This window comes from Pedobacter cryoconitis, assembly GCF_003259615.1.
In the GTDB taxonomy this organism is placed as follows: domain Bacteria; phylum Bacteroidota; class Bacteroidia; order Sphingobacteriales; family Sphingobacteriaceae; genus Pedobacter; species Pedobacter cryoconitis.
Map to the genome: position 1 here is coordinate 65,320 of NZ_QLLR01000005.1, position 22,128 is coordinate 87,447.

Consider the following 22,128-nt stretch of genomic DNA (forward strand, 5'->3'; position numbering starts at 1 on the left):
AAATAAGGCTTATGACTTTACGCAGTATCCGCGCCTCTCACCTGATCATACTGTTGGCCGCAATGGCTTTTCTTTCTTCCTGTGGAAGCAGAAGATCAACAGTTTATAAAGAAAGCAGAGGTGCCAAAGCTGCTGAAGCCATGGCGAATGTGAAGAGTAAAGACTTGTACCGTTTCATCACGGATTGGACAGGCGTGAGATACAGACTTGGTGGGTTAGATAAAAGAGGAATAGATTGTTCGGGATTTGCCTTACTTTTGAATAAGGAGATTTATGGATTAAACTTACCCAGACGATCTAAAGACCAGGCCGGCGTGATTAAAGAGAAAAATGTTTCACAGCTCAAAGAGGGGGATCTGATCTTTTTCTCTTTCGGGGGCAATGGAATAGACCATGTTGGCGTTTATCTTAATCACGGGTTCTTTGTTCATGCTTCTACTACACGTGGTGTGATTGTAGATGACTTAAGCCTTCCTGCTTACCAGCGTGTGCTGGTCAAAGCGGGACCTGTAAAAGACTAAAAAGACACAATATATAATAGATGGAAGACAAGGGTTACGAAATATCATTTTGGAATAAGTATAAGAAATTCGCTACTACTGAGATATTAATGTATCTTATTATGATAATTGGTATAGGTTTGGGTATTATTTTTCTTATTTAAAAATTATCTTTCCCTGCCAGGAATTTAAACCGTATCATTGACTACACCATCTGACCATTGAAAAATTAAAAAACACTAATGAACCCGACATCACTAAAATAATTATCAGACCCCGAAGGACAATAATTATTTTAATGATCAAAGGCTCCATCTGACAAAAAAAAACATATTAAATAGATGAAATTAAATCTAATCCGTCCTCTTGCTTTTTTTGATTTGGAAACCACAGGAATTAACGTTGGTTCTGATCGTATCGTTGAAATTGCAATTTTAAAAGCTATGCCAGATGGATCTGAGCTGGTAAAAACATTACGTGTCCATCCGGATATGCCAATCCCTTTGCAATCTTCTCTGATTCATGGAATTTACGATAAGGATATTGCTGATGCACCTAAATTTAATGAAGTAGCAGCAGAAATTGCTGAATTTATTGGTGATGCGGATCTTGCAGGTTACAACTCTAACCGTTTTGATATTCCTGTATTACTGGAAGAATTCTTACGTGCAGGTGTAGACTTTGATATGACCGGAAGAAGGTTTGTAGATGTACAAAATGTGTTTCACCAGATGGAACAACGTACTTTGCGTGCGGCTTATAAATTCTATTGTGATCAGGATATTATCAATGCACACTCTGCAGAGGCAGATATTAAAGCTACTTATCATGTTTTGCTTGCACAGCTTGACCGTTATGAGAATGTAGATTTTGAAGATAAACAAGGTAACATCTCTCAGCCGGTCAAAAATGATGTAGACGCGCTTCATGCTTTTACAAACATGAACAAGCCTGTTGATTTTGCAGGCAGAATGGTCTTCAATGAGAATGGAGAAGAGGTGTTTAACTTCGGAAAGCATAAAAACAAAACTGTAGAGCAGGTATTTGATACTGAGCCAAGTTATTATGCCTGGATGAAACAGGGAGATTTTCCTTTATACACTAAAAAGAAACTGGAAGAGATCTGGACACGCTGGAACAAGAAAAAGGAATTGAGCAGAGCAGCAAAAATGCCGGCAACGCCAAGACCAGCAGAATCAGCCGTTCCTGCAAAACCTAAACCTGCGGCGGCACAACCAAGGCCACAACAGGCAGCAGGACAACCAGCGGCTCCACAACCTAAAAAGGAAAAACCAGCGGTAAATGTTACTCCTGACATGCTGGAACAATTAAAAATGAAATTCGGTAAATAAGCCAGCAAAAACCTGCATATGATGAATATGCAGGTTTTTTATAAAAGGGAAAAATAAATATATACTAATGAAACCATGATGATTTTTCAAACCACACAACGAGATGATATAAAATCATGATAGCTTCATAACCGTTAAAAATAAATATATACTAATGAAAAAAATAACAATGCTCAGTCTCTTCAGTATGATAGGTCTGAGCGTTTTTGCGCAACAGGGTTTGCCGGTTCCTGCAGATATTCAGCAAGCTTACAACAAAGGAACAAGGGCTGTGAATGGGAAACCAGGATTAAAATACTGGCAGAATACAGCAGATTACGATTTGAAAGTAGATTTCGATCCTGTGTCAGGATTGCTGAAAGGTACTGTTGATGTAATTTATAAGAATCAAAGTCCTGATACCTTAAAGGAGATCTGGTTTAAATTATATCCAAACTTATACAAAGATGGCAGCCCGCGTGCAAGTAAGGTTGCGGACAGAGATTTGGGTGAAGGTGTGAAAATTGGCTCCTTATCAATTAATGATAAAACAGTTTCGGCTGATGCACTTCAGATCGATGGAACAAATATGCGTACTGCTATTGCTGGATTGGCCCCTGGAAAAAGTATAAAAGTTAAAATTGCTTATCAATATACTTTAAACAGAGGATCTCATAACAGAACTGGTATGGTCGATGAAGGTTCTTATTTTGTAGCTTATTTCTTCCCCCGTATTACTGTTTATGATGATGTAGATGGTTGGAACAAGTATCCTTATCTCGGAGACGCTGAGTTTTACAATGACTTCTGTACGTTTAAAGCCGCAGTAACAGTGCCTAAAAACTACGTCATCTGGGCAACAGGAGATCTGATGAATGCTAAAAGTGTTTTCCAGAAGAAAATTGCTGATAAGCTGGCTTTAGCGGAGCAGGTAGACAGTGTGGTTAATGTAATCAATGAGAATGACCTTGCGACACAGACTATTACTAAAAACCAGGATTTTAATACCTGGAAATTTGAAGCTAAAAATGTAACCGACTTCGTTTTTGCGACCAGTAACCATTATTTGTGGAAGTCAACCAGTTTAGTCGTTGATCCGAAAACCAATAGAAGAACGCGGGTAGATGCGGCATTTAATCCTATTCATAAAGATTATTATGAAGTGATAGATTTTGCACGTAAATCTGTACATGCCATGAGTTATGACTTCCCGAAATGGCCATATCCATATGCACATGAGACTATTTTTGATGGACTTGACCAGATGGAATATCCAATGATGGTAAATGATAATCCTGTTGAAAAACGCGAAAACTCAATTACACTGACTATCCATGAGATTTTTCATACGATGTTCCCTTTTTACATGGGAACAAATGAAACAAAATATGGCTGGATGGACGAAGGTTGGGCAACTATAGGGGAGTGGTTAATTTCGCCGATGATTGACTCTACTATGGTTGATGAGTATGGAATACAGCCAACAGCATTTAATTCTGGTAAAAAAGATGACACGCCAATCATGACCCTTACTCCGGATCTGGTTGGTTCGGGTTCTTTTACCAATTCTTATCCTAAACCTGCTTTAGGTTACCTGTTTGTAAAGGATTATCTGGGTGATGAGTTGTTTACCAAAGCATTGCACAATTATATTGAACAATGGAACGGTAAACATCCAATGCCATTTGATTTCTTTTACAGTATGAACGAAGGATCTGGTAAAAATATGGACTGGTTCTGGAACAGATGGTTCTTTGGAGAAGGAGATATTGATTTGGGTATTACCGGAGCTGACAAAACAGCTGATGGTTATGTTTTCAAGATAGAAAACAAAAGTCTTAAACCACTACCTGTTGATTTGACTTTAACTTATGATGACGGTTCTACGGAAAAAGCACATTGGAATATCGGTGTCTGGGAGAAACCTGAACTGAATATTTCACTTCCTTTCAAAACCAGTAAAAAAATAAAGAAAGCCGTGCTTGGAAGTACTTATGTACCGGATAAGAACGATTACAATAACATACTGTTTGTTAAATAAGCTCTTTTGAGCTCAACAATCCTTAGCTTTCATCAGGAATCTGCCTGATGAAATCAATATTGCGGGTTAAGCCTTTAAACTTAGTCCGCTTTACTGCCGAATTCTTAAAGATCTGTTTAAACACATCTTCGGTAATATCCAGCCAATCTTCTCTTTTCATGTTCAGCAAATTCTCATTAGGTTTGAACTTTGGTTCCGTATGAGGAACTGAAAATCTGTTCCAGGGGCAAACATCCTGACAAATGTCACAGCCAAACATCCAGTTTTCCATTTTATCATCAAAGCTTTTAGGGATTTCTTCTCTGAGTTCAATAGTGAGGTAAGAGATACATTTGGTTGCGTCGATGATAAAAGGGGATAAGATCGCGTCTGTCGGGCAAGCATCTATACATTTGGTACAGGTACCACAGTGATCAGTTGCAAAGGGTTCATCATAAACCAGGTCGAGATCAATAATCAGTTCTGCTAAAAAGAAGAATGAACCACTTTTCTTACTGATAATATTGCTGTTTTTACCAATCCAGCCAATACCCGCACGTTTTGCCCAGGCTCTGTCCAGTACCGGTGCAGAATCCACAAAAGCTCTTCCGCTTACCTCGCCTATGTTTTCTTCAATAAAGCTGAGCAATAAGAATAACTTGTCTTTAATCACCGTATGATAGTCCGCGCCATAGGCATACTTAGAGATCTTCGGCGCATCCGGGTCTGTTTGCCTTTCTTCAGGAAAGTAATTCAGCGTCAGAGAGATTACAGATTTTGCATCATCCACCAGCAGTGTCGGATTCAACCTCTTGTCGAAGTGATTTTCCATATAGCTCATCTGTCCGTGACGATTATCTGTAAGCCATTTTTCCAATCTCGGTGCTTCTTCTTCCAGAAAGCCTGCTTTAGCAATACCGCACTGCATAAAGCCTAGTCTAAGGGCTTCATCCTTGATAAGCTGGCTGTATTTTGCTGGGTTGTTATACATTTCTCTCTGCAAAGGTACACTTCTATAATCTATAAAAAAACCAATCTGCTACGCTATTAAGCATCCGGAAGCTGTTTTTGAGTCATATGACCCTATGAAATGAGCTTTTTTAGCCATAAGTTGGTGCAATAAAAAATATAAAGGAGAAAGCTGAAAATCCTTAAAAGAGTAGGTATTAATTAAAGTTTTTGGTGCTTTTTGATGAATAAAAGTATTATTGATTATGGCTAATTCCTGGTATGCTTATTTAGGGGGGGATGTGACTTTAATATCGAGTTACAGAAAAACAAGTGTAAAACCAAGTTTTAAAAATGGTACTGTGCTGTGTGCTGTTTATTTACCTGTAGGTGGAGATCACCCTGCTTTTATTCCTGGTACTGTACTTGATTATATTGCAGATGCACTGGCTACCGGCCGGGCACAACCTGAGGAGGGTAAAATTCACGTCCGTTTAAGATAAGTTTTACGTTGGAGGGATGCTTTGGAATACAGCATGTCCCTTTGGAGGAAACTTTTGAGTCTTTTCTTTGTTGTACATAGACTAAACTAATTATCTGAAATTAACTTAACACTGTCAATTATGGAAAACACAGAATCTGATTTTAAAGAGAACCCAGAAAACAATCCCAGAGAAATAGAGACTGATTATCCAAAACATCAGGATGACCCTGGACCATCGCCACAGGCCGTAAACGAAGATAATGACAAAGGAGCAGGACCAGTAATTAAATGGGGAGTGCCCATTATTATACTGATCCTGCTCATTTATTGGTTGTTTTTACGGAAATAACAGGCCTGTATCCGAAGCTTGTTTACTATTTAAGTAGTTTAACTTCGTAAAGATCAGTACGGCGGTCTTTTAATATTTTAACAGTACCAAAATGGTGCAATTCATCAAGTAAATGCAGGTCTACGTCTACAACAAGCATCATTTCGGTGTTTGGCGTAGTTTCTGCCTTTACCGCATTGGTAGGAAAGGCAAAATCTGATGGTGTAAATACTGCAGACTGCGCAAACTGTATATCCATATTATTCACTTTCGGAAGATTACCTACGCAACCCGCGATAGCTACATAACATTCATTTTCTATGGCCCTGGCCTGCGCACATCTTCTCACCCTGGTATAACCATTTTGTGTATCAGTCAGGAAAGGAACAAACAGGATTTGCATGCCCTGGTCAGCATAAATTCTGCTTAACTCCGGGAATTCGACATCATAACAGATCAGGATACCGATTTTACCACAATCTGTATCGAATACCTGTATTTTATCGCCCCCAACCATACCATAATATTTTAGTTCGTTTGGCGTGATGTGAATCTTTCTATATTCCTCGGTTTTACCGCTTCTGTGGCACAGATAAGTGGCATTGTACAATTTATTGTTCTCTAAAATCGGCATACTGCCCGAAATAACATTCACATTGTAAGAAACCGCATAACTCTGGATTTTCTCTACGATTTCCGGAGTAAGCTCTGCCAGCTTGCGCATAGCTTCCATTTCCGGTAAATGATTATAAGGTTGTAGTAATGGTGTGTTAAAAAGTTCAGGGAACATGATAAAATCAGACTTGTAACCACTAACAGCGTCTACAAAAAACTCCACCTGTTCGTAAAAGGCATCCATATCCGGGAAAAGCCTCATTTGCCACTGTACTAACCCGATTCTGATTGTTTTAGCGGAACGTGCTGAAGCATCCACACCTTGATAATAGATATTATTCCATTCAATCAATGTGGCGAATTCTTTGGACTCATGGTCACCCGGAAGATAATTCTTTAATACTTTTCTGACGTGAAAATCATTGGAGATCTGGAAAGTAAGCGTAGGATCATAGATTTCTTTGGCCTTAACCTTATCTATATACTGTCTCGGACTTAAAGTATCGGCATGCTCATGGTAACCTGGTATACGGCCACCAGCAATGATACTTTTTAAATTAAGACTTTCACAAAGCTCTTTTCTTGCCTCATACAGCCTGCGGCCTAATCTCAGGCCTCTGTATTCAGGAGAAACAAAGATTTCGATACCATATAATGTATCTCCATTAGGATCATGTGTAGAAAAAGTATAACCACCAGTAATCATCTCATATGTATGTTTATCACCATACTCATCGTAATTTACAATCAATGCCAGTGAACAGGCAACCACTTTATCATCTACAGCGATACAAAGCTGACCTTCAGGAAATAGTTTAAGTAATTTGGCGATGGTTTGTTTACTCCAGATTTGGCCACCAAGGGTATCATATGCCTGTAACATTGACTCCTTAAGGTCGTCATAGTCCTCCAGGGTCAGTTTTCTTGTTTCAATATTCATGTGCGTTATTTTATTATAGCCAGTTATTGCTTATAAATAGTCATCAAAACTTTTGTAAACAATAACTGGCATGAAAGGTATTTAATATGTCTGTTGCTACACATAAATGATGCCTCAAAAATATATTTCTTAAAATAACTTGCCAGACTGTGCCTGATATTGTCTTTTAAGGTGTTTGTAAGCCGCTTCTGTAACTTCTCTTCCGCGGGAAGTACGCATCATATAACCTTCCTGAATCAGGAAAGGTTCATATACTTCTTCTATTGTTCCTTCATCTTCACCAACAGCAGTTGCAATGGTTTTTAAACCAACCGGGCCACCTTTAAATTTATCGATGATGGTGAGCAGAATCTTGTTGTCCATTTCATCCAGGCCATGTTCATCCACATTTAAAGCTGTTAGTGCATATTTGGCTATAGTTGTATCAATTGTGCCGTTTCCTTTGATCTGTGCAAAGTCCCTTGTTCTTCTTAACAAAGCATTTGCAATCCTTGGTGTACCACGGCTGCGTCGTGCAATTTCATAAGCACCTTCTTCTGTAATTGGTGTTTTAAGGATTTCTGAAGAACGCAGTACAATGGTGGTCAGTAATTTAGCGTCATAATAAGCCAGTCTGGAATTAATACCGAACCTGGCCCTTAATGGAGCTGTTAACAAACCCGAACGGGTAGTTGCGCCAACCAGTGTAAATGGATTCAGTGTAATCTGAACAGAACGGGCATTAGGCCCGCTTTCCAGCATAATATCAATTTTAAAGTCTTCCATAGCAGAATACAGATATTCTTCTACCAGTGGGCTTAAACGGTGTATTTCGTCAATAAAAAGGATGTCTCCGGTTTCCAGGTTTGTTAAAAGTCCTGCCAGGTCACCGGGCTTGTCCAGCACCGGGCCAGAAGTCACCTTAATACCAACGCCCATTTCATTGGCGATGATATAAGAAAGCGTGGTTTTTCCCAATCCCGGAGGGCCGTGAAGTAATACATGGTCTAAAGGTTCGCCCCGCAGTTTGGCTGCTTTAACGAAGATCTTCAGGTTCTCCATGATTTTTTCCTGACCGGTAAAATCTTCAAAAGCCTGGGGACGCAAGACTTTCTCTATGTCCCTTTCAATGGGAGACAAGCTTTCTGAAGAGGGATCAAGGTTTTCGTTCATGTGGTAAAGTTAAGATAAAAACTTAGCTGCCGGTTTCGCCTCTTTGACGCCTGCGCTGTAATCATAAAATCCTTCTCCGGATTTTACTCCTTTTTTGCCTGCCATTACCATATTCACTAAAAGCGGACATGGCGCATATTTAGCATTGCCAAATCCTTTATGCAGTACATTCATAATTGCCAGGCAAACATCAAGTCCGATGAAGTCTGCAAGTTGTAGCGGGCCCATTGGATGTGCCATACCTAATTTCATGACGGTATCGATCTCTGAAACACCTGCAACACCTTCAAACAAAGTGTAAATTGCTTCATTGATCATCGGCATTAAAATACGGTTTGCTACAAATCCAGGATAGTCATTTACCTCAACAGGGACTTTACCTAATTTCTCTGATAAATTCATTACCAGGGAAGTAGTTTCATCAGAAGTTGCATAACCTCGAATTACTTCTACCAATTTCATCACAGGTACAGGATTCATAAAGTGCATTCCAATAACCTTTTCACCCCTGGTTGTTACTGAGGCAATGTGGGTAATTGAAATAGAAGAGGTATTGCTGGCTAATATAGCCGCTGGTTTGGCATAAGCATCCAGATCTCTGAAGATCTTTAGCTTAAGATCCAGGTTTTCAGTAGCGGCCTCAACAATAAGATCAGCCTCGGCAACACCCGTTTTTAAATCTGTAAAAGTGTTTATATTGGCTAATGTTTTCGCTTTATCTTCTTCAGTTATTGTTCCTTTAGTAACTTGTCTGTCAAGGTTTTTGCTAACTGTATCTAATCCTTTGTTTAATGCTTCCTGGTTAATGTCAACCAGGTTTACCTGGTAGCCAAATTGTGCAAAAGTATGCGCGATACCATTTCCCATAGTACCAGATCCGATCACTGCTATTTTAGTCATTTTTTATAGTTAAGGTGCTAGTCTGTTAATTGTCCATACGCCATTGACGCTGGTATAAGTAATCCTGTCATGCAAACGGCTTGGACGGCCTTGCCAGAACTCCAGGTGCGCAGGTTTTAATACATAACCTCCCCAGTGTTCGGGACGCGGAACTTCTGTTTCCTGATATGCAGCTGTCAATTCTTTGACGCGTTCTTCCAGAATTTCCCTGTCTGTAATCACTGTGCTCTGTGGTGAAGCACTTGCTCCGATCTGGCTGCCCTTTGGACGGGAGTGAAAATAAGCTGTAGAAACCTCTGCTGCTACCCTGGTTACAGTTCCTTCAATTCTGACTTGTCTTTCCAGTTCCGGCCAGAAAAACTGCAAGGCAGCCTGTGGATTTTCCTGAAGATCTTTACCTTTTTTACTGTTATAATTCGTAAAAAAGACAAAACCATCCTCATCAAATCCCTTTAAAAGGAGAATTCTGGAAGAAGGTTTGCCTGATAAGTCGGCTGTAGCCAAAGTCATTACATTAGGCTCATACAATTTAGCGTCTAACGCGTCTTTGAACCATTTTGCGAATTGCGCAATCGGATTTTTCTCTATATCGGCCTCTGAAAGTTCAGCAGCGCGATAATCTTGTCTTAGGTTTTGAATATTTTCTTTGGTCAACTCCATTTGACAAAAATAGTCTTTAGTTTTTTTAAAATTATAAGTAATTTTCCGAAATGATAAGTCGATTAACACCCTCAGCCGGTAAACTGCTTGTTTCCGAACCGTTTTTAAATGATCCTAATTTCACCCGGTCAGTGGTCTTTCTCACTGAACACAGTGAACTGGGAACACTTGGTTTTGTAATTAACCAGCCAAGTCTGTTGCTGTTAGGTGATTTAATTGAGGACATCGGCGGCCCTGCCTTTCCGGTGTGCTATGGTGGCCCGGTAGCTACAGATACGATTCATTTTATCCACCGTTGTCCTGAAAAGATCTCAGGTGGCGAAGAAATAGCCAAAGGGATCTTCTGGGGAGGGAATTTTGAAAGCTTCAGAGCGCTGATGCGTAAAGGAGAACTCACTAAAGATGATGTGAAAGTTTTTGTCGGCTATTCAGGCTGGGAGGGGCCTCAGCTCAAAGCAGAAATGGAAGAAAATACCTGGATTGTTTCTGATCAGTACGACGCTGATATGATATTCTCTGCCGACGAAGAACAGCTTTGGAAAGAGGTGATCATTCATTTAGGGCCTAAATATGCACATATCAGCAATTTCCCTAAAAACCCTAACCTGAACTAAATACAAAAATAAAGACATAAAAAAATGCCCTGCTAATTACAGCAGGGCATTTTTTGTATAACTTAAGCCTCTAACTCTGCAGCAGATTCTTCAACTTTTTTTCTCAGTTCATCCTTGTATCCCTGCATTTTCACAGCCAGTGAATTATCTGCAGTAGATAAGATCTGTACCGCAAGCAAACCTGCATTTTTTGCCGCATTCAATGCTACTGTGGCTACAGGAATCCCATTTGGCATTTGTAAAATAGATAAAATCGAATCCCAGCCATCAATACTATTAGAGCTCTTTACAGGAACCCCAATCACAGGCAATACCGTGATAGAAGCTACCATGCCCGGTAAATGCGCAGCACCACCAGCACCAGCAATAATAACTTTAATCCCTCTTGAAGCAGCTTCCTTAGCATAGCTGAACATTCTGTCTGGTGTACGGTGTGCCGAAACAACCGTCATTTCAAACTCTACTCCAAATTCCTTTAAAATATCAGCAGCATCGTTCATGATGTTTAAATCAGACTTGCTGCCCATAATTATGCCTACTTGTGCGCTCATTAAGATATTACTTTTAGTGTTTCTTTGATTAAATTTGCCTTTTCAATAGCAGCTTCCCGGTTTTGATCCACAATAGTGATGTGGCCCATTTTGCGGAAAGGCTTTGTATATTTTTTACCGTAAAGGTGTACATAAACACCATCGATAGCCATTATCTTTTCCAGACCCTGGTATTTTGCAACACCATCGTGCCCTTTTTCACCCAATACATTTAACATAACCGCATTGTTGATCGCACGTGTATCGCCTAAAGGCAAATTAAATACCGAACGTAAATGCTGGTCAAACTGCGAGACGTAATTACCCTCTATCGTATGGTGACCACTATTATGGGGTCTTGGTGCTAATTCGTTAACTAAGATCTGCCCATCCCTGGTAATAAACATTTCTACAGCCAGTAAACCTGTGATATTTAAAGCAGCAGCAATATTTTTAGCGATTGTTTCTGCTCTTTCCTGCACATGCTCAGGATAAGTAGAAGGCGAGATCAAAAACTCTACAAGGTTTGCTTCCGCATTGAATTCCATTTCTACCATTGGGAAGGTCTTCACCTCACCATTAGAATTTCTGGATACAATCACTGCGATTTCTTTTTCAAAATCAACAAGCTCCTCAATTAAGCAAGGGCTGTCAAACGCATTGTCCAGATCTGCTATGTTATTAATCCGCATTACACCTTTTCCATCATAACCATCTTTACGCTGTTTAAGCATATATGGGAATGGAAAACTTGAATTCAGCAAATCCTCTTTAGTATTCGCCAGCTGAAAAGGAGCTGTAGGAATATCATTTTCTTTGAAAAACTGCTTCTGAATACCTTTATCCTGAATTAAGCGGATAACCCTGGCTTGTGGAAATACCATTTTGCCTTCTTTTTCCAGCTGCTCTAAAGCCTCGATATTTACTTTTTCAATTTCAATAGTAATTACATCTGCTTTTTTGCCGAATTTGTATACTGTATCAAAATCAGTAATCGATCCACACTCAAAGTAATTTGCCAGATGCTTGCAGGGAGCTTCATGATCAGGGTCTAAAACCAGCGTAGTCAGATTGTAATTAATAGCCTCCTGAATTAACATTCGGCCTAATTGTCCACCACCCAGAATCCCTAATTTTAACTCACTTATTTGTTTTGCCATGTCTATATGAAAATATATGCTTTTACGTCTGTTTAAAATTTATTGGTCAAATTCTATTCAGGTAGAAAAGCCACCAGAATTGTATTTAACTTTGTTTCACTAAAAAATAAGCTGTGAACAATTTCAGGATATAAATTTACACAGACTTTATTTTGCACAAAAATAACAATATAAACGGATTTGATGGAGGCTGATGCTATAATAATTGGGGCGGGCGCATGCGGATTGATGTGTGCTGTCCAAGCCGGATACCTGGGTAAGAAGGTAATTATACTGGAAAAAGGAAGTAAGGCAGGAGCCAAAATATTGATCTCCGGAGGTGGTAGATGCAACTATACCAATATGTTCGCTACCGATGAACAATTCATTTCGGGGAATAAACACTTCAGTAAATCGGCCTTCACACAATGGACGGTTGCGGATACGATTAGTTTTTTTGAAACCTATGGAGTTAATGGTAAGGAAAAAACATTAGGACAATTATTTCCCGACGATAAGAACGCAAAAGATATTGTAGACGTATTTACAATGCTATGTTCAGACTTCGGACAAGAGATAAAATGCAATACAGAGGTAACTGATATTATACAAAATGACGGTTCTTATACGGTCACTTATCAGCAAGCTGGCAAAACATATACTTTAAATACGCCGAAACTGGTCATTGCTACAGGCGGATTACCAATTCCAAAGATGGGGGCAACAGATTTTGCATTGCGTTTTGCCCGTAAAAATGGATTAAAAATTGTTGATACTGCGCCAGCCTTAGTTCCGCTAACCATTACCGGAAAAGAAGAAGACTGGTATGCACAGCTTTCAGGAAATTCAGTTTTCTGTGAAGTCAGCAATGATAAAATCTCTTTTGAGGAGAATATTTTGTTTACCCACTGGGGATTGAGCGGTCCGGCAGTGCTGCAGATCTCCTCTTACTGGCAACCAGGTGAAAGTATCAATATCAATCTGTTACCTCACGAGGATATTACCGCACTGCTTGAAGAAGAAAGGAAATACAATGGAAAGACATTATTGTCTACCTTACTGAACAGGTATTATGCGAAGAAATTTACCGATGCCCTGCATAAATATCTGCCAGTTGATAAACAAGTGGCCGCTTTGACGAAAACTGAACTAGAGTTAATCCACCAAACGATCCACCTGTTTAAAGTGAAGCCAGCGGGCGATAAAGGCTATGACAAAGCAGAAGTAATGCGCGGTGGAATTGATACCGGCGAGTTGTCTTCTAAAACGCTGGAATGTAAAAAAATGCCGGGACTATATTTTGGCGGGGAATGTGTAGATGTTACAGGCTGGCTTGGCGGATATAATTTTCAATGGGCATGGGCTTGTGGCTTTGTGATTGCACAAGGGATATAGTGCATTTTTTATGAACGAAACAGAAGTATTAAAACAATATTGGGGATTTAATTCATTCAGGCCCTTACAGCAGGATATTATCCAGGCTGTATTGGAAGGGAAGGATGTAATGGCGCTGTTACCTACAGGAGGCGGGAAGTCTTTATGTTTCCAGGTCCCTGCACTGGTCAAAGAGGGGATTTGTATTGTCGTTTCCCCGCTCATCGCGCTGATGAAAGATCAGGTAGAAAACCTGAAGGCAAAAGGGATTAACGCAGTAGCCATTTATGCAGGAATGGGCAAAAGAGAAATAGACATTTTGCTGGATAACTGTATCTATGGCCCTATTAAGTTCCTTTACTTGTCACCAGAGCGTTTGTTATCCGATCTGGTAAGAACCAGGATCTCTTATATGAATGTTAACCTGATTGCGATAGATGAAGCCCATTGTATATCGCAGTGGGGCTATGATTTCAGGCCATCTTATATGCAGATCACCGCCTTAAGAGAAATTCATCCGGAAGTCCCTTTTATCGCATTAACAGCAACTGCAACAGCTTTTGTAAGGGGAGATATTGTAGAAAAACTGGCGCTCAGGGAACCACAGGTTTTTGTACAGAGCTTTGCGCGTAAAAACCTGAGTTATGTAGTCTTTGGGCTGGAAGATAAACACAAAAAGCTGATTGACATTGTGACGAATGTGAAGGGCAGCGGCCTGGTTTATGTACGGAACAGGCGCGAAACCTCAGAGATCGCACTATTTTTAAAGAGAAACCATATTGCTGCTGATTTTTATCATGCAGGAATAGAAAAAGACGAGCGTTCCAAAAAGCAAGAAGCCTGGAAACAAAATAAGATCAGGGTCATGGTGGCAACCAATGCCTTTGGAATGGGAATAGACAAGCCTGATGTTCGTTTTGTAGTCCATCTTGATCTCCCTGAAAGCCTGGAAGCTTATTACCAGGAAGCAGGGCGTGGCGGCAGAGACGGTCAAAGAGCTTTTGCAGTCTTATTGGCTAACACTTCAGATCAGCTGGCCTTAAAAGCAAAATACACTGATAATTTCCCGTCCGTAGAAGAAATCAAGAAAACCTATCATTACCTGGGAACCTATTTTCAACTCGCTTATGGAGCAGGAGCGGGGATCAACTTCAGTTTCGACCTGGCAGATTTCTGCAAGCGCTTTAAACTGGGCGTAATTAAGACTATGGGGGCTTTAAAGTTTTTGGAACATGACGGATATATCACGCTGTCGGAAAATATATTTTTGCCTTCCCGTGTGTTATTTACCGCAGGTAACGAAGATGTGTACCGTTTTCAAATTGAGAATTCCGGCTATGATCCCTTGATTAAAACGATATTGAGATCTTATGGCGGAATGTTTGACCATTATGCTAATATTAGTGAAAGTGATATTGCAACGAAACTGAAAGTTTCTTTTAACAGTGTGGTGCGGCAGCTCAATAATCTGCAGGATCAGGGCTTAATCTCCTATCTTCCGCAAACAGATCAGCCTCAAATGCAGTTTATTTTAGCAAGAGTAGACTTATTGCATCTGGATACTGATGTGAAGTATATAGAATTGAGAAAAAAGATACAAGCTGAACAAATTAGTGCAGTATTGGCTTATGCAGATACATTTATTTGCAGAAGTATCCAGTTATTATCTTATTTTGATGAACCAAATGCCGACCAGTGCGGCGTATGTGATGTTTGTTTAGCGCAGAAAAGGAACGAAGACCTTGCAGAACTGGAAGATAAGATCGATTTTGAAATTGCAACGCTGGTTCAGACTGAAGCTCAGACCCTCGATACACTGATTAATCAGACTAAGACGGGTACCGATCAGGACAAGCTAAACCGCATTCGCGAGCTATTGGATGCAGGTAAAATTAAAACAGACGGCAAAAACTATTACCTTTGACAAACCTTGAAAAATTATGATGAAGAAATTATTCCTATTTAGCTTAGCGCTACCGTTGCTTTTTACAGCTTGTAAAACTAAATGCGTAGAAGATTCAGGTCTGCATTCCAGTAAAGAATTTACAGTGAAACCTTACAATGAAATTGTAGTCAGCGGACCTGTTAAATTACTGATGCGTCAGGACAGTAGTTTTAAAGTTAATATACAGGCAGATTCTAATGTCATCGGGCTGATTAAAGCTGAGGTTAACAAAAATGGATTGGTTATTGAACTTGATCCGAAGAAATACTGCGGAAAGGATTCTATTATTGTAAGCGCCGGAATAGGAGAGCTTAAAACACTTGAAGTAAAAGGTGCCAGTCATGTTTATACTTCTTCCCGGATCAATGTAGATGATCTGGATGTTAAATCATCGGGTGCCACAACAATCAACCTGGAATTGAATGCAGGTAAGCTGACTACGACTTCAGATGGTGAAGCACATATCAACCTGATCGGTCAGGCAGGCGTACACCAGGTAAAGAGTAAAGGTGTCATACAAATGAACGCATTTGATTTTATTACAGGTATTTACAACCTTGATGTTGAAGGAGTAGGTAAGCTGAATATCAATGTGCTGAATGAGCTTAAAGCGAAAACCTCGGGCGCTACGACGATCTATTATAAAGGAAATCCTAAAAAAGTAGATGAAAATAAATCTGGCGTTGCCAAGCTGGAAAAAGTAAATTAGTACACCGTACGATCCTAATATTTGTTAATGAAAGTAGAATTATTTATCCCCTGTTTTGTCGATCAGTTATATCCTGAAACAGCTTTTAGTACTGTTAAACTTTTAGAAAAAGCAGGTTGTGAGGTGAGTTACAATCCCGGACAAACCTGCTGCGGACAACCAGCTTATAATGCTGGTTATTGGGAAGAGGCAAAAGAAACCGGTACAAAGTTTTTGAACGACTTTTCAGGTGCTAATTATATTGTAGCGCCTTCTGCTTCTTGTGTAGGGATGGTGAAAAATGGATTTAATGATCTTTTTACCAATTCTAATGTCCATAATAAATGCAGGACACTGCAGGGAAATATTTTTGAACTTTCAGATTTCCTGATTAATGTGCTTAAAAAAGACTATTTCGGTGCAGAGCTGGAAGGTAAAGCTGTTTATCATGATTCATGCAGCGGTTTGAGAGAATGTAAAATCAAAGAAGAGCCTCGTTTACTGCTTGAAAAAGTTCACGGACTGGAAATGATGGAAATGAAAGATACCGACATGTGCTGTGGCTTTGGTGGCACTTTTGCGGTTAAATTTGATGCTATTTCTTCTGCTATGGCAGAACAGAAAGTGAATAACGCCCTTGATCAGGATGCAGATTATATTATTTCTACTGATTTATCATGCCTGATGCACTTGCAGGGTTATATCGATAAAAACAAACTAGCTATCAAAACGATGCATCTTGCAGACGTTCTGGCGAATGGATGGCTTGAATACTAGTTTATTTTAAGCTGCAAACCGCCAGATTTGCAGCTTAAAATAAACTTTACAGCAATTTAGTACATCGTTTCAGCTTTAACTTTTTTTAACATTTAAAATTTATAATTAGCACTGTTTTTGCAGAAGCAGGCTAGATATGAAACAACTATTTATTGTGATCTTCAGCCTGATTGCGTTTTCAATCCGGGTGGATGCACAGCCTGAAAAATCAGGAACAATACTATTTGAAAGTACTTTCGACCCCGCAATACTGACAGCTGCCAACGGTATAAAACTCAGTAGTGAGGCGGCTGCGCGAATGCCCAAAAGCTCAGTGAACAATTTTGAATTGAAATTTGATCAGCTGCACGCCAGTTATAAACAGAAAGATGGCTCACAAAAAGGAGGACGTTATAATGGTCTGGGCGTTTTCGGAGGCGGTTTCAGCAGAGATTATTATTACAATTTCCAGGACCATAAATTGATTCAGGCATTTGCTTTGAATGATACGCTGTTTTTGATGGAAGATAAAATGGGCTTACTGCCGGAAATGAAGTTTGGGACCGGCCAGGTAGTGCCTGTAATTGAATATATTAAAACCGATGAAGTCAAACAGATCCTGGGGTTTACCTGTCACCAGGTGATTGCCAAAACAACCGTTAAACATCAGATAATAGGGGTTGAAAAAGAAATCACTGAAGAAGTTACCCTGTGGTACACAGATGAGTTAGGCTTTAGTTTTTCTCCAAATCCGGTATTGTGGACACAAGGAGCGGTGCTGGCAATTGAAAGTAAAGGGACACACATAGAAGCTAAAAATATTCACTATAAAGACATCAAAGCTGAAGACGTTGATTTACCTGAGAACGGTATACTGATTAGCCAGGAACAGCTGCATATCAAATTAGATTTACGCAGGAAACTAACACGTCTTTCCAGAAATGGTTCATGGAATTGATAACTTTCAACACCTGCTTTTGATTCATCAGAATGAATTATTTTTCGTCAAATAAATCGCAATACTCTTCCTGCTAGTGCATTGCGAAAAATGTTTACAAAGTTTAACTAATTTAATTGGTTTTTCAGTAAATAATCAGTCATAATTATTGCTCTCTTTTCCACCAGTGTTGATAACATTTAGAATCTGTCCAAGCAGAATTTTGCATTTTTGAGCTCCGCTAAAATAGGTCGGCAAGAGGGCTGATTTACATAAAAACCTTCAAAATGAGCACAAAAAGAATAATCAAATTCGAAAAAGAAGATTGCAGTCCATGCAATATGGTTTCAGAATATCTTGATAGAAAAGGTGTTATCTATGAAACTATCAATCCTTTTAACGATCCAGAACTGGCAATGCAGTTCCGTGTACGTTCAGTACCAACAGTAATTTTATTAGAACAGGAACAGGAACTGTCCCGCGTTATAGGTTTTAAGCCAGATGAATTGTCTGTGCTGGTAGCAGTTTAAACTTCAATCAAACACGCAGCTGATGACCTGGATTTATTATGACAGTAAAACCGGTAATGTGGAGCGATTTGTGAACCGTTTGAAGTTACACCGTGACTGGACCATTCAAAAGATAGATGAGGCCTTGCGGCCACTACATGAAGGACACCTGATTACGTATACTACAGGATTCGGAGAAGTTCCGGTTTCTACGTTACGTTTTCTGGATGAAAACAGCAGTATGATAAAATCTGTCTCTTCCAGCGGAAACAAAAACTGGGGACCAAATTACGCGATGGCAGCTACCAGGATCTCGGATCAGTTTAAATTACCCATCCTGATGCAATTTGAGCTTTCAGGAACAATGGCAGATATCCAAAAATTTATAGAAAAAATAGAGGGCTAATGATATGGTAACGAAAAAGTGGATCTTATTAAATAATGAGATCATGATTAAAAATGATGACGAGTTCAGCCTTCATAAAGATAAAGAAGCAGTTCGTTCCTATTTTTTGGATTATGTAAACAAGAACACAGTCTTTTTTTACACTTTAAAAGAGAAAATAGATTACCTGATAGAGCAGGAATATTACGTTGATTTTTATCAATGGTATACTTTTGAACAAATGGAAGAGGTTTATGACCTTGTCTATGCCAAGAAATTCAGGTTCCAGTCTTTCATGAGTGCATTTAAATTCTTTCAGAGTTATGCCTTAAGGGACGACAGCGGGGAGAAATTCCTGGAACGCTATGAAGACCGCGTTGTTGCGGTATCCTTGTTTTTAGCAAGGGGAGACGTTGCTGAAGCTAAATCCTATGCAGAAATGCTGATTAATCAGGAATATCAGCCAGCAACACCAACATTCCTGAACTCAGGCAAAAAACGCTCCGGTGAACTGGTTTCCTGTTTTCTGGATGAAATAGGTGATAACCTGAATGGTATCGGTTATGCGATAGATTCTGCCATGAAATTATCTTCAATTGGTGGCGGTGTATCTTTCAATTTGTCGAAGATCCGTGCCAGAGGTGAGTCTATTAAAGATGTTGAAGGCCGTGCAGGCGGAGTGCTTCCGATTATGAAAATATTGGAAGATACTTTCTCTTATGCCAACCAATTAGGGCAGCGTCCGGGAGCAGGAGCGGTATATCTGAATGTTTTTCATACTGATATTGAAGAATTCCTGGATTGTAAAAAGATCAATGTAGATGAGAAAGTAAGGATTAAATCACTATCTATCGGTGTGGTTGTTCCTGATAAATTCATGGAACTGGCTGAAAAAGATGAAGCCTGTTACCTGTTCCATCCGCATACTGTATTAAAACAATACGGTAAATACCTGGATGAAATGGATATGGATGAAATGTACGAAGAACTCGTAACCAATCCCCTGGTTAAAAAGAAAAAAATCAATGCACGTCACCTGATGGTGAAAATTGCGCAAACTCAAAAAGAAAGTGGTTATCCTTACCTGTTCTTTAAAGGGAATGCAAACAGGGGACATGCCCTGAAAGAGCTTGGAAACGTTAAATTCTCTAACCTGTGTACTGAAATTATGCAGATCTCTGAAGTTTCAGATATTGAGATTTACGGTAAAGAAGATAAAATCCGCTACGGTATTTCCTGTAACCTGGGTTCTTTGAATATTGCAACGGTCATGGACAACAAAAGGATCAAAGAAGCTGTTAAAACGGCTATGAGATCATTGACAGTAGTTTCAGACCTGACCAATATCGCTATGGTGCCTTCTGTACAGAAAGCGAATAAAGAATTACATAGTGTTGGTTTAGGCGCAATGAACTTACATGGGTTCCTGGCTAAAAATTTCATTATGTATGAAAGTAAAGAAGCACTTGATTTCTGTAATGTCTTCTTTATGATGGTTAATTTTTACTCTATTCAGAGCTCAATGGAGATCGCGAAAGAGAAAAATGAGACTTTTGTAGGGTTTGAAGCTTCAGAATATGCAAACGGGAACTACTTCGCTTCTTATGTTGCTCAGGATATTGTTCCTTTAAATGCTAAAATTGCAACTTTATTCCAGGGGATGACTATTCCTTCGGCTGCAGACTGGACTGATTTAATGAACCAGGTGAAGCAGCATGGCCTGTATCACGCTTACAGGCTTGCTATAGCCCCTAATCAATCTACTTCATACATTATGAATGCTACCGCATCAGTAATGCCTGTAGTGGACGTAATTGAGGTTAGAGAGTATGGTGACAGTACTACTTATTATCCTATGCCTTATCTTGATAATGATAACTATTTCTTCTACAAATCAGCTTATGATATGGATCAGAAGAATGTACTGCGGTTAATTTCGGTTATTCAAAAGCATGTGGACCAGGGGATTTCAACTATTCTGCATACCAATACCAAAGATAGTACACGTGATATTGCAAAGTATTATATCTATGCACATAAAATGGGCTTGAAATCCTTGTATTATACCCGTACCCGTAAGGCTTCGATTGACGAATGTGTTTCTTGTTCCGTATAATCAGGTTTTTAATTAATTTATAAGATTTAAATCAGACATCAATGAGTCAATATAAAGCAGTAAACTGGAATACACCGGAAAATGATTATGCCGGCATGTTCTGGGAGCAGAACCTGCGCCAGTTCTGGATAGATACAGAGTATATCCCTTCCAAAGATATAGATAGCTGGAAATCTTTAAGTCCTGAAATCCAGGAAGCTTATAAAAAGGCATTAGGCGGATTAACCCTGCTCGACACTATTCAGAGTCATACCGGGATGCCGAAACTACTTGATCATATCGATGGTTTACAGAATAAAGCGGTGTTATCTTTCATGTGTATGATGGAAGCTATTCATGCGAAATCATACTCTACCATTTTTACTACCGTTAACAGCACCGCAGAAATTAACGAATTGTTTGATTGGGTTGAGAATAATAAGCTCCTTCAATTTAAAGCAGCTACGATTGATAAATATTACCGGAACCTGGACGCAGCAAAAGTGAGCAATGAAGTATTGTTTATGGGACTTGCAGCATCGGTATTATTAGAATCATTCTTGTTCTACAGCGGGTTTTTTATGCCGCTATGGCTTGCCGGACAAGGACAGATGGTAGCAAGTGCCGATATTATCAAAAAGATTGTTGCTGATGAATCCATCCATGGTGTGTTTGTCGGTTTGCTTGCTCAGGATGTATATAAGAAATTACCAAATCCTGAGAAAAGTAAGGCAGAGCTGGTTGACCTCTTAATGGAATTGTATGAAAATGAGTTGAAATATACCGATGAATTATACACTGAAGTTGGCTTGACTGCAGACGTAAAAGAATACGTGCGTTACAATGCAAATAAAGCAATGATGAATCTTGGATTTGAAGAGTTGTTTGAGATAAAAGCAGTTAACTCTATAGTTTTAAATGGATTAAATGGTGAAACTACGCAGCATGACTTCTTCTCAAAGAAATCCACTAACTACGAAAAAAGTACAGAAATTCTTTATCTGAGAGACGAAGATTTTCAAATGGATACAGATCCGGTTTTCTAAAAAAACAGGATAAGCCCAACTCTGCTTCAATGCCCGCTATTTCTATACACGATAGTTGGTTCCTGATGGCAGAGTCGGGCTTTTTTTTGCTTTATATTTTTATAGTTGTATATTTTATTGATTTTCAATGATTTGTATAGTTCTTTATTTAAGCCAGCTTTAATCGGTTAACTACTGATTGTTGCTTATGCAGTGCTAAAATTCTATTCCTGTTTAAATCTATTTACCTTAT

General features: G+C 39.3%; 22 protein-coding genes. 15 read left to right on the plus strand and 7 right to left on the minus strand.

The window, feature by feature from the left end:
- Positions 1-11: 11 nt before the first annotated feature.
- From LY11_RS07910 to LY11_RS07920, 3 genes are all read left to right on the plus strand, one after another.
- Positions 12-521 carry a C40 family peptidase gene (locus LY11_RS07910; protein ID WP_111633176.1) on the plus strand — a complete coding sequence of 170 codons (510 nt, stop codon included), beginning with the start codon at positions 12-14 and terminating at the stop codon, positions 519-521.
- Between the two features lie 320 nt (positions 522-841).
- On the plus strand, positions 842-1,852 hold the full coding sequence (locus LY11_RS07915) for a 3'-5' exonuclease (protein ID WP_111633177.1): 1,011 nt from the start codon (positions 842-844) through the stop codon (positions 1,850-1,852).
- 154 nt (positions 1,853-2,006) lie between these two features.
- Entirely contained in the window at positions 2,007-3,872 is a 1,866-nt protein-coding gene (locus LY11_RS07920) for a M1 family metallopeptidase (protein WP_245952650.1), read from the plus strand.
- Positions 3,873-3,894: 22 nt separating this feature from the next.
- Here the strand turns inward: LY11_RS07920 and queG are convergent, their stop codons facing one another.
- A complete protein-coding gene (gene queG / locus LY11_RS07925) occupies positions 3,895-4,842 on the minus strand; it encodes a tRNA epoxyqueuosine(34) reductase QueG (RefSeq protein ID WP_111633178.1) in 948 nt (315 codons plus the stop codon).
- A 223-nt stretch (positions 4,843-5,065) separates the two neighbouring features.
- On the opposite strand from queG, the gene LY11_RS07930 reads away from it, so the two are divergent.
- Entirely contained in the window at positions 5,066-5,302 is a 237-nt protein-coding gene (locus LY11_RS07930; RefSeq protein WP_111633179.1) for a hypothetical protein, read from the plus strand.
- Between the two features lie 120 nt (positions 5,303-5,422).
- Positions 5,423-5,632, plus strand: coding sequence for a hypothetical protein (locus LY11_RS07935; RefSeq protein ID WP_111633180.1), 210 nt, complete (start codon positions 5,423-5,425; stop codon positions 5,630-5,632).
- A gap of 25 nt (positions 5,633-5,657) precedes the next feature.
- Here LY11_RS07935 and LY11_RS07940 read toward each other — a convergent pair whose 3' ends face one another.
- The 4 genes from LY11_RS07940 to pdxH form a co-directional block, all read right to left on the minus strand.
- A complete protein-coding gene (locus LY11_RS07940; protein WP_111633181.1) occupies positions 5,658-7,166 on the minus strand; it encodes a carbon-nitrogen hydrolase family protein in 1,509 nt (502 codons plus the stop codon).
- Between the two features lie 129 nt (positions 7,167-7,295).
- The gene (ruvB, locus tag LY11_RS07945) at positions 7,296-8,318 is read right to left on the minus strand and encodes a Holliday junction branch migration DNA helicase RuvB (RefSeq protein ID WP_068399147.1); all 1,023 of its coding nucleotides are present in this window, start codon (positions 8,316-8,318) and stop codon (positions 7,296-7,298) included.
- Between the two features lie 9 nt (positions 8,319-8,327).
- Positions 8,328-9,218: a 3-hydroxybutyryl-CoA dehydrogenase gene (locus tag LY11_RS07950; RefSeq protein ID WP_111633182.1), complete on the minus strand. Its 891-nt coding sequence runs from the start codon at positions 9,216-9,218 to the stop codon at positions 8,328-8,330.
- Between the two features lie 9 nt (positions 9,219-9,227).
- A complete protein-coding gene (gene pdxH, locus LY11_RS07955) occupies positions 9,228-9,878 on the minus strand; it encodes a pyridoxamine 5'-phosphate oxidase (RefSeq protein ID WP_111633183.1) in 651 nt (216 codons plus the stop codon).
- Positions 9,879-9,928: 50 nt separating this feature from the next.
- Here pdxH and LY11_RS07960 point away from each other — a divergent pair, with 50 nt between their 5' ends.
- Entirely contained in the window at positions 9,929-10,492 is a 564-nt protein-coding gene (locus LY11_RS07960; protein ID WP_111633184.1) for a YqgE/AlgH family protein, read from the plus strand.
- Positions 10,493-10,554: 62 nt separating this feature from the next.
- On the opposite strand, the gene purE is transcribed toward LY11_RS07960, so the two are convergent.
- Positions 10,555-11,043, minus strand: a complete 489-nt coding sequence (purE, locus tag LY11_RS07965) for a 5-(carboxyamino)imidazole ribonucleotide mutase (RefSeq protein ID WP_111633185.1) — start codon at positions 11,041-11,043, stop codon at positions 10,555-10,557.
- Positions 11,043-12,182 carry a 5-(carboxyamino)imidazole ribonucleotide synthase gene (locus tag LY11_RS07970; protein WP_111633186.1) on the minus strand — a complete coding sequence of 380 codons (1,140 nt, stop codon included), beginning with the start codon at positions 12,180-12,182 and terminating at the stop codon, positions 11,043-11,045. Before LY11_RS07970 ends, purE begins: the two co-directional genes overlap by 1 nt.
- Positions 12,183-12,365: 183 nt before the next feature.
- Here LY11_RS07970 and LY11_RS07975 point away from each other — a divergent pair, with 183 nt between their 5' ends.
- The 9 genes from LY11_RS07975 to nrdF all read left to right on the plus strand — a co-directional run bounded on the left by LY11_RS07975 (position 12,366) and on the right by nrdF (position 21,896).
- Complete coding sequence (locus LY11_RS07975; protein ID WP_111633187.1) at positions 12,366-13,556, plus strand: BaiN/RdsA family NAD(P)/FAD-dependent oxidoreductase; 1,191 nt, start codon at positions 12,366-12,368, stop codon at positions 13,554-13,556.
- A 10-nt stretch (positions 13,557-13,566) separates the two neighbouring features.
- Positions 13,567-15,459: a RecQ family ATP-dependent DNA helicase gene (locus LY11_RS07980; RefSeq protein ID WP_111633188.1), complete on the plus strand. Its 1,893-nt coding sequence runs from the start codon at positions 13,567-13,569 to the stop codon at positions 15,457-15,459.
- Positions 15,460-15,475: 16 nt separating this feature from the next.
- Positions 15,476-16,189 (plus strand): head GIN domain-containing protein, encoded by a 714-nt coding sequence (locus tag LY11_RS07985; RefSeq protein ID WP_111633189.1) that lies wholly within the window; start codon positions 15,476-15,478, stop codon positions 16,187-16,189.
- Positions 16,190-16,216: 27 nt separating this feature from the next.
- Entirely contained in the window at positions 16,217-16,945 is a 729-nt protein-coding gene (locus LY11_RS07990) for a (Fe-S)-binding protein (protein ID WP_111633190.1), read from the plus strand.
- A 136-nt stretch (positions 16,946-17,081) separates the two neighbouring features.
- The gene (locus LY11_RS07995; protein ID WP_111633191.1) at positions 17,082-17,882 is read left to right on the plus strand and encodes a hypothetical protein; all 801 of its coding nucleotides are present in this window, start codon (positions 17,082-17,084) and stop codon (positions 17,880-17,882) included.
- Between the two features lie 266 nt (positions 17,883-18,148).
- Complete coding sequence (locus LY11_RS08000; protein WP_111633192.1) at positions 18,149-18,391, plus strand: thioredoxin family protein; 243 nt, start codon at positions 18,149-18,151, stop codon at positions 18,389-18,391.
- Positions 18,392-18,413: 22 nt separating this feature from the next.
- Positions 18,414-18,776 carry a class Ib ribonucleoside-diphosphate reductase assembly flavoprotein NrdI gene (gene nrdI / locus LY11_RS08005; RefSeq protein ID WP_111633193.1) on the plus strand — a complete coding sequence of 121 codons (363 nt, stop codon included), beginning with the start codon at positions 18,414-18,416 and terminating at the stop codon, positions 18,774-18,776.
- Positions 18,777-18,780: 4 nt separating this feature from the next.
- Positions 18,781-20,871: a class 1b ribonucleoside-diphosphate reductase subunit alpha gene (nrdE, locus tag LY11_RS08010; RefSeq protein WP_111633194.1), complete on the plus strand. Its 2,091-nt coding sequence runs from the start codon at positions 18,781-18,783 to the stop codon at positions 20,869-20,871.
- Positions 20,872-20,912: 41 nt separating this feature from the next.
- Positions 20,913-21,896, plus strand: coding sequence for a class 1b ribonucleoside-diphosphate reductase subunit beta (gene nrdF, locus LY11_RS08015; protein ID WP_111633195.1), 984 nt, complete (start codon positions 20,913-20,915; stop codon positions 21,894-21,896).
- Positions 21,897-22,128: the final 232 nt, after the last annotated feature.

Excerpts from the sequence above, each read along its gene's own strand:
- LY11_RS07910 (WP_111633176.1), top strand. The coding sequence starts at position 12 with ATGACTTTACGCAGTATCCGCGCCTCTCACCTGATCATACTGTTGGCC.
- LY11_RS07915 (WP_111633177.1), top strand. The coding sequence starts at position 842 with ATGAAATTAAATCTAATCCGTCCTCTTGCTTTTTTTGATTTGGAAACC.
- LY11_RS07920 (WP_245952650.1), top strand. The coding sequence starts at position 2,007 with ATGAAAAAAATAACAATGCTCAGTCTCTTCAGTATGATAGGTCTGAGC.
- queG (WP_111633178.1), bottom strand. The coding sequence starts at position 4,842 with ATGTATAACAACCCAGCAAAATACAGCCAGCTTATCAAGGATGAAGCC.
- LY11_RS07930 (WP_111633179.1), top strand. The coding sequence starts at position 5,066 with ATGGCTAATTCCTGGTATGCTTATTTAGGGGGGGATGTGACTTTAATA.
- LY11_RS07935 (WP_111633180.1), top strand. The coding sequence starts at position 5,423 with ATGGAAAACACAGAATCTGATTTTAAAGAGAACCCAGAAAACAATCCC.
- LY11_RS07940 (WP_111633181.1), bottom strand. The coding sequence starts at position 7,166 with ATGAATATTGAAACAAGAAAACTGACCCTGGAGGACTATGACGACCTT.
- ruvB (WP_068399147.1), bottom strand. The coding sequence starts at position 8,318 with ATGAACGAAAACCTTGATCCCTCTTCAGAAAGCTTGTCTCCCATTGAA.
- LY11_RS07950 (WP_111633182.1), bottom strand. The coding sequence starts at position 9,218 with ATGACTAAAATAGCAGTGATCGGATCTGGTACTATGGGAAATGGTATC.
- pdxH (WP_111633183.1), bottom strand. The coding sequence starts at position 9,878 with ATGGAGTTGACCAAAGAAAATATTCAAAACCTAAGACAAGATTATCGC.
- LY11_RS07960 (WP_111633184.1), top strand. The coding sequence starts at position 9,929 with ATGATAAGTCGATTAACACCCTCAGCCGGTAAACTGCTTGTTTCCGAA.
- purE (WP_111633185.1), bottom strand. The coding sequence starts at position 11,043 with ATGAGCGCACAAGTAGGCATAATTATGGGCAGCAAGTCTGATTTAAAC.
- LY11_RS07970 (WP_111633186.1), bottom strand. The coding sequence starts at position 12,182 with ATGGCAAAACAAATAAGTGAGTTAAAATTAGGGATTCTGGGTGGTGGA.
- LY11_RS07975 (WP_111633187.1), top strand. The coding sequence starts at position 12,366 with ATGGAGGCTGATGCTATAATAATTGGGGCGGGCGCATGCGGATTGATG.
- LY11_RS07980 (WP_111633188.1), top strand. The coding sequence starts at position 13,567 with ATGAACGAAACAGAAGTATTAAAACAATATTGGGGATTTAATTCATTC.
- LY11_RS07985 (WP_111633189.1), top strand. The coding sequence starts at position 15,476 with ATGATGAAGAAATTATTCCTATTTAGCTTAGCGCTACCGTTGCTTTTT.
- LY11_RS07990 (WP_111633190.1), top strand. The coding sequence starts at position 16,217 with ATGAAAGTAGAATTATTTATCCCCTGTTTTGTCGATCAGTTATATCCT.
- LY11_RS07995 (WP_111633191.1), top strand. The coding sequence starts at position 17,082 with ATGAAACAACTATTTATTGTGATCTTCAGCCTGATTGCGTTTTCAATC.
- LY11_RS08000 (WP_111633192.1), top strand. The coding sequence starts at position 18,149 with ATGAGCACAAAAAGAATAATCAAATTCGAAAAAGAAGATTGCAGTCCA.
- nrdI (WP_111633193.1), top strand. The coding sequence starts at position 18,414 with ATGACCTGGATTTATTATGACAGTAAAACCGGTAATGTGGAGCGATTT.
- nrdE (WP_111633194.1), top strand. The coding sequence starts at position 18,781 with ATGGTAACGAAAAAGTGGATCTTATTAAATAATGAGATCATGATTAAA.
- nrdF (WP_111633195.1), top strand. The coding sequence starts at position 20,913 with ATGAGTCAATATAAAGCAGTAAACTGGAATACACCGGAAAATGATTAT.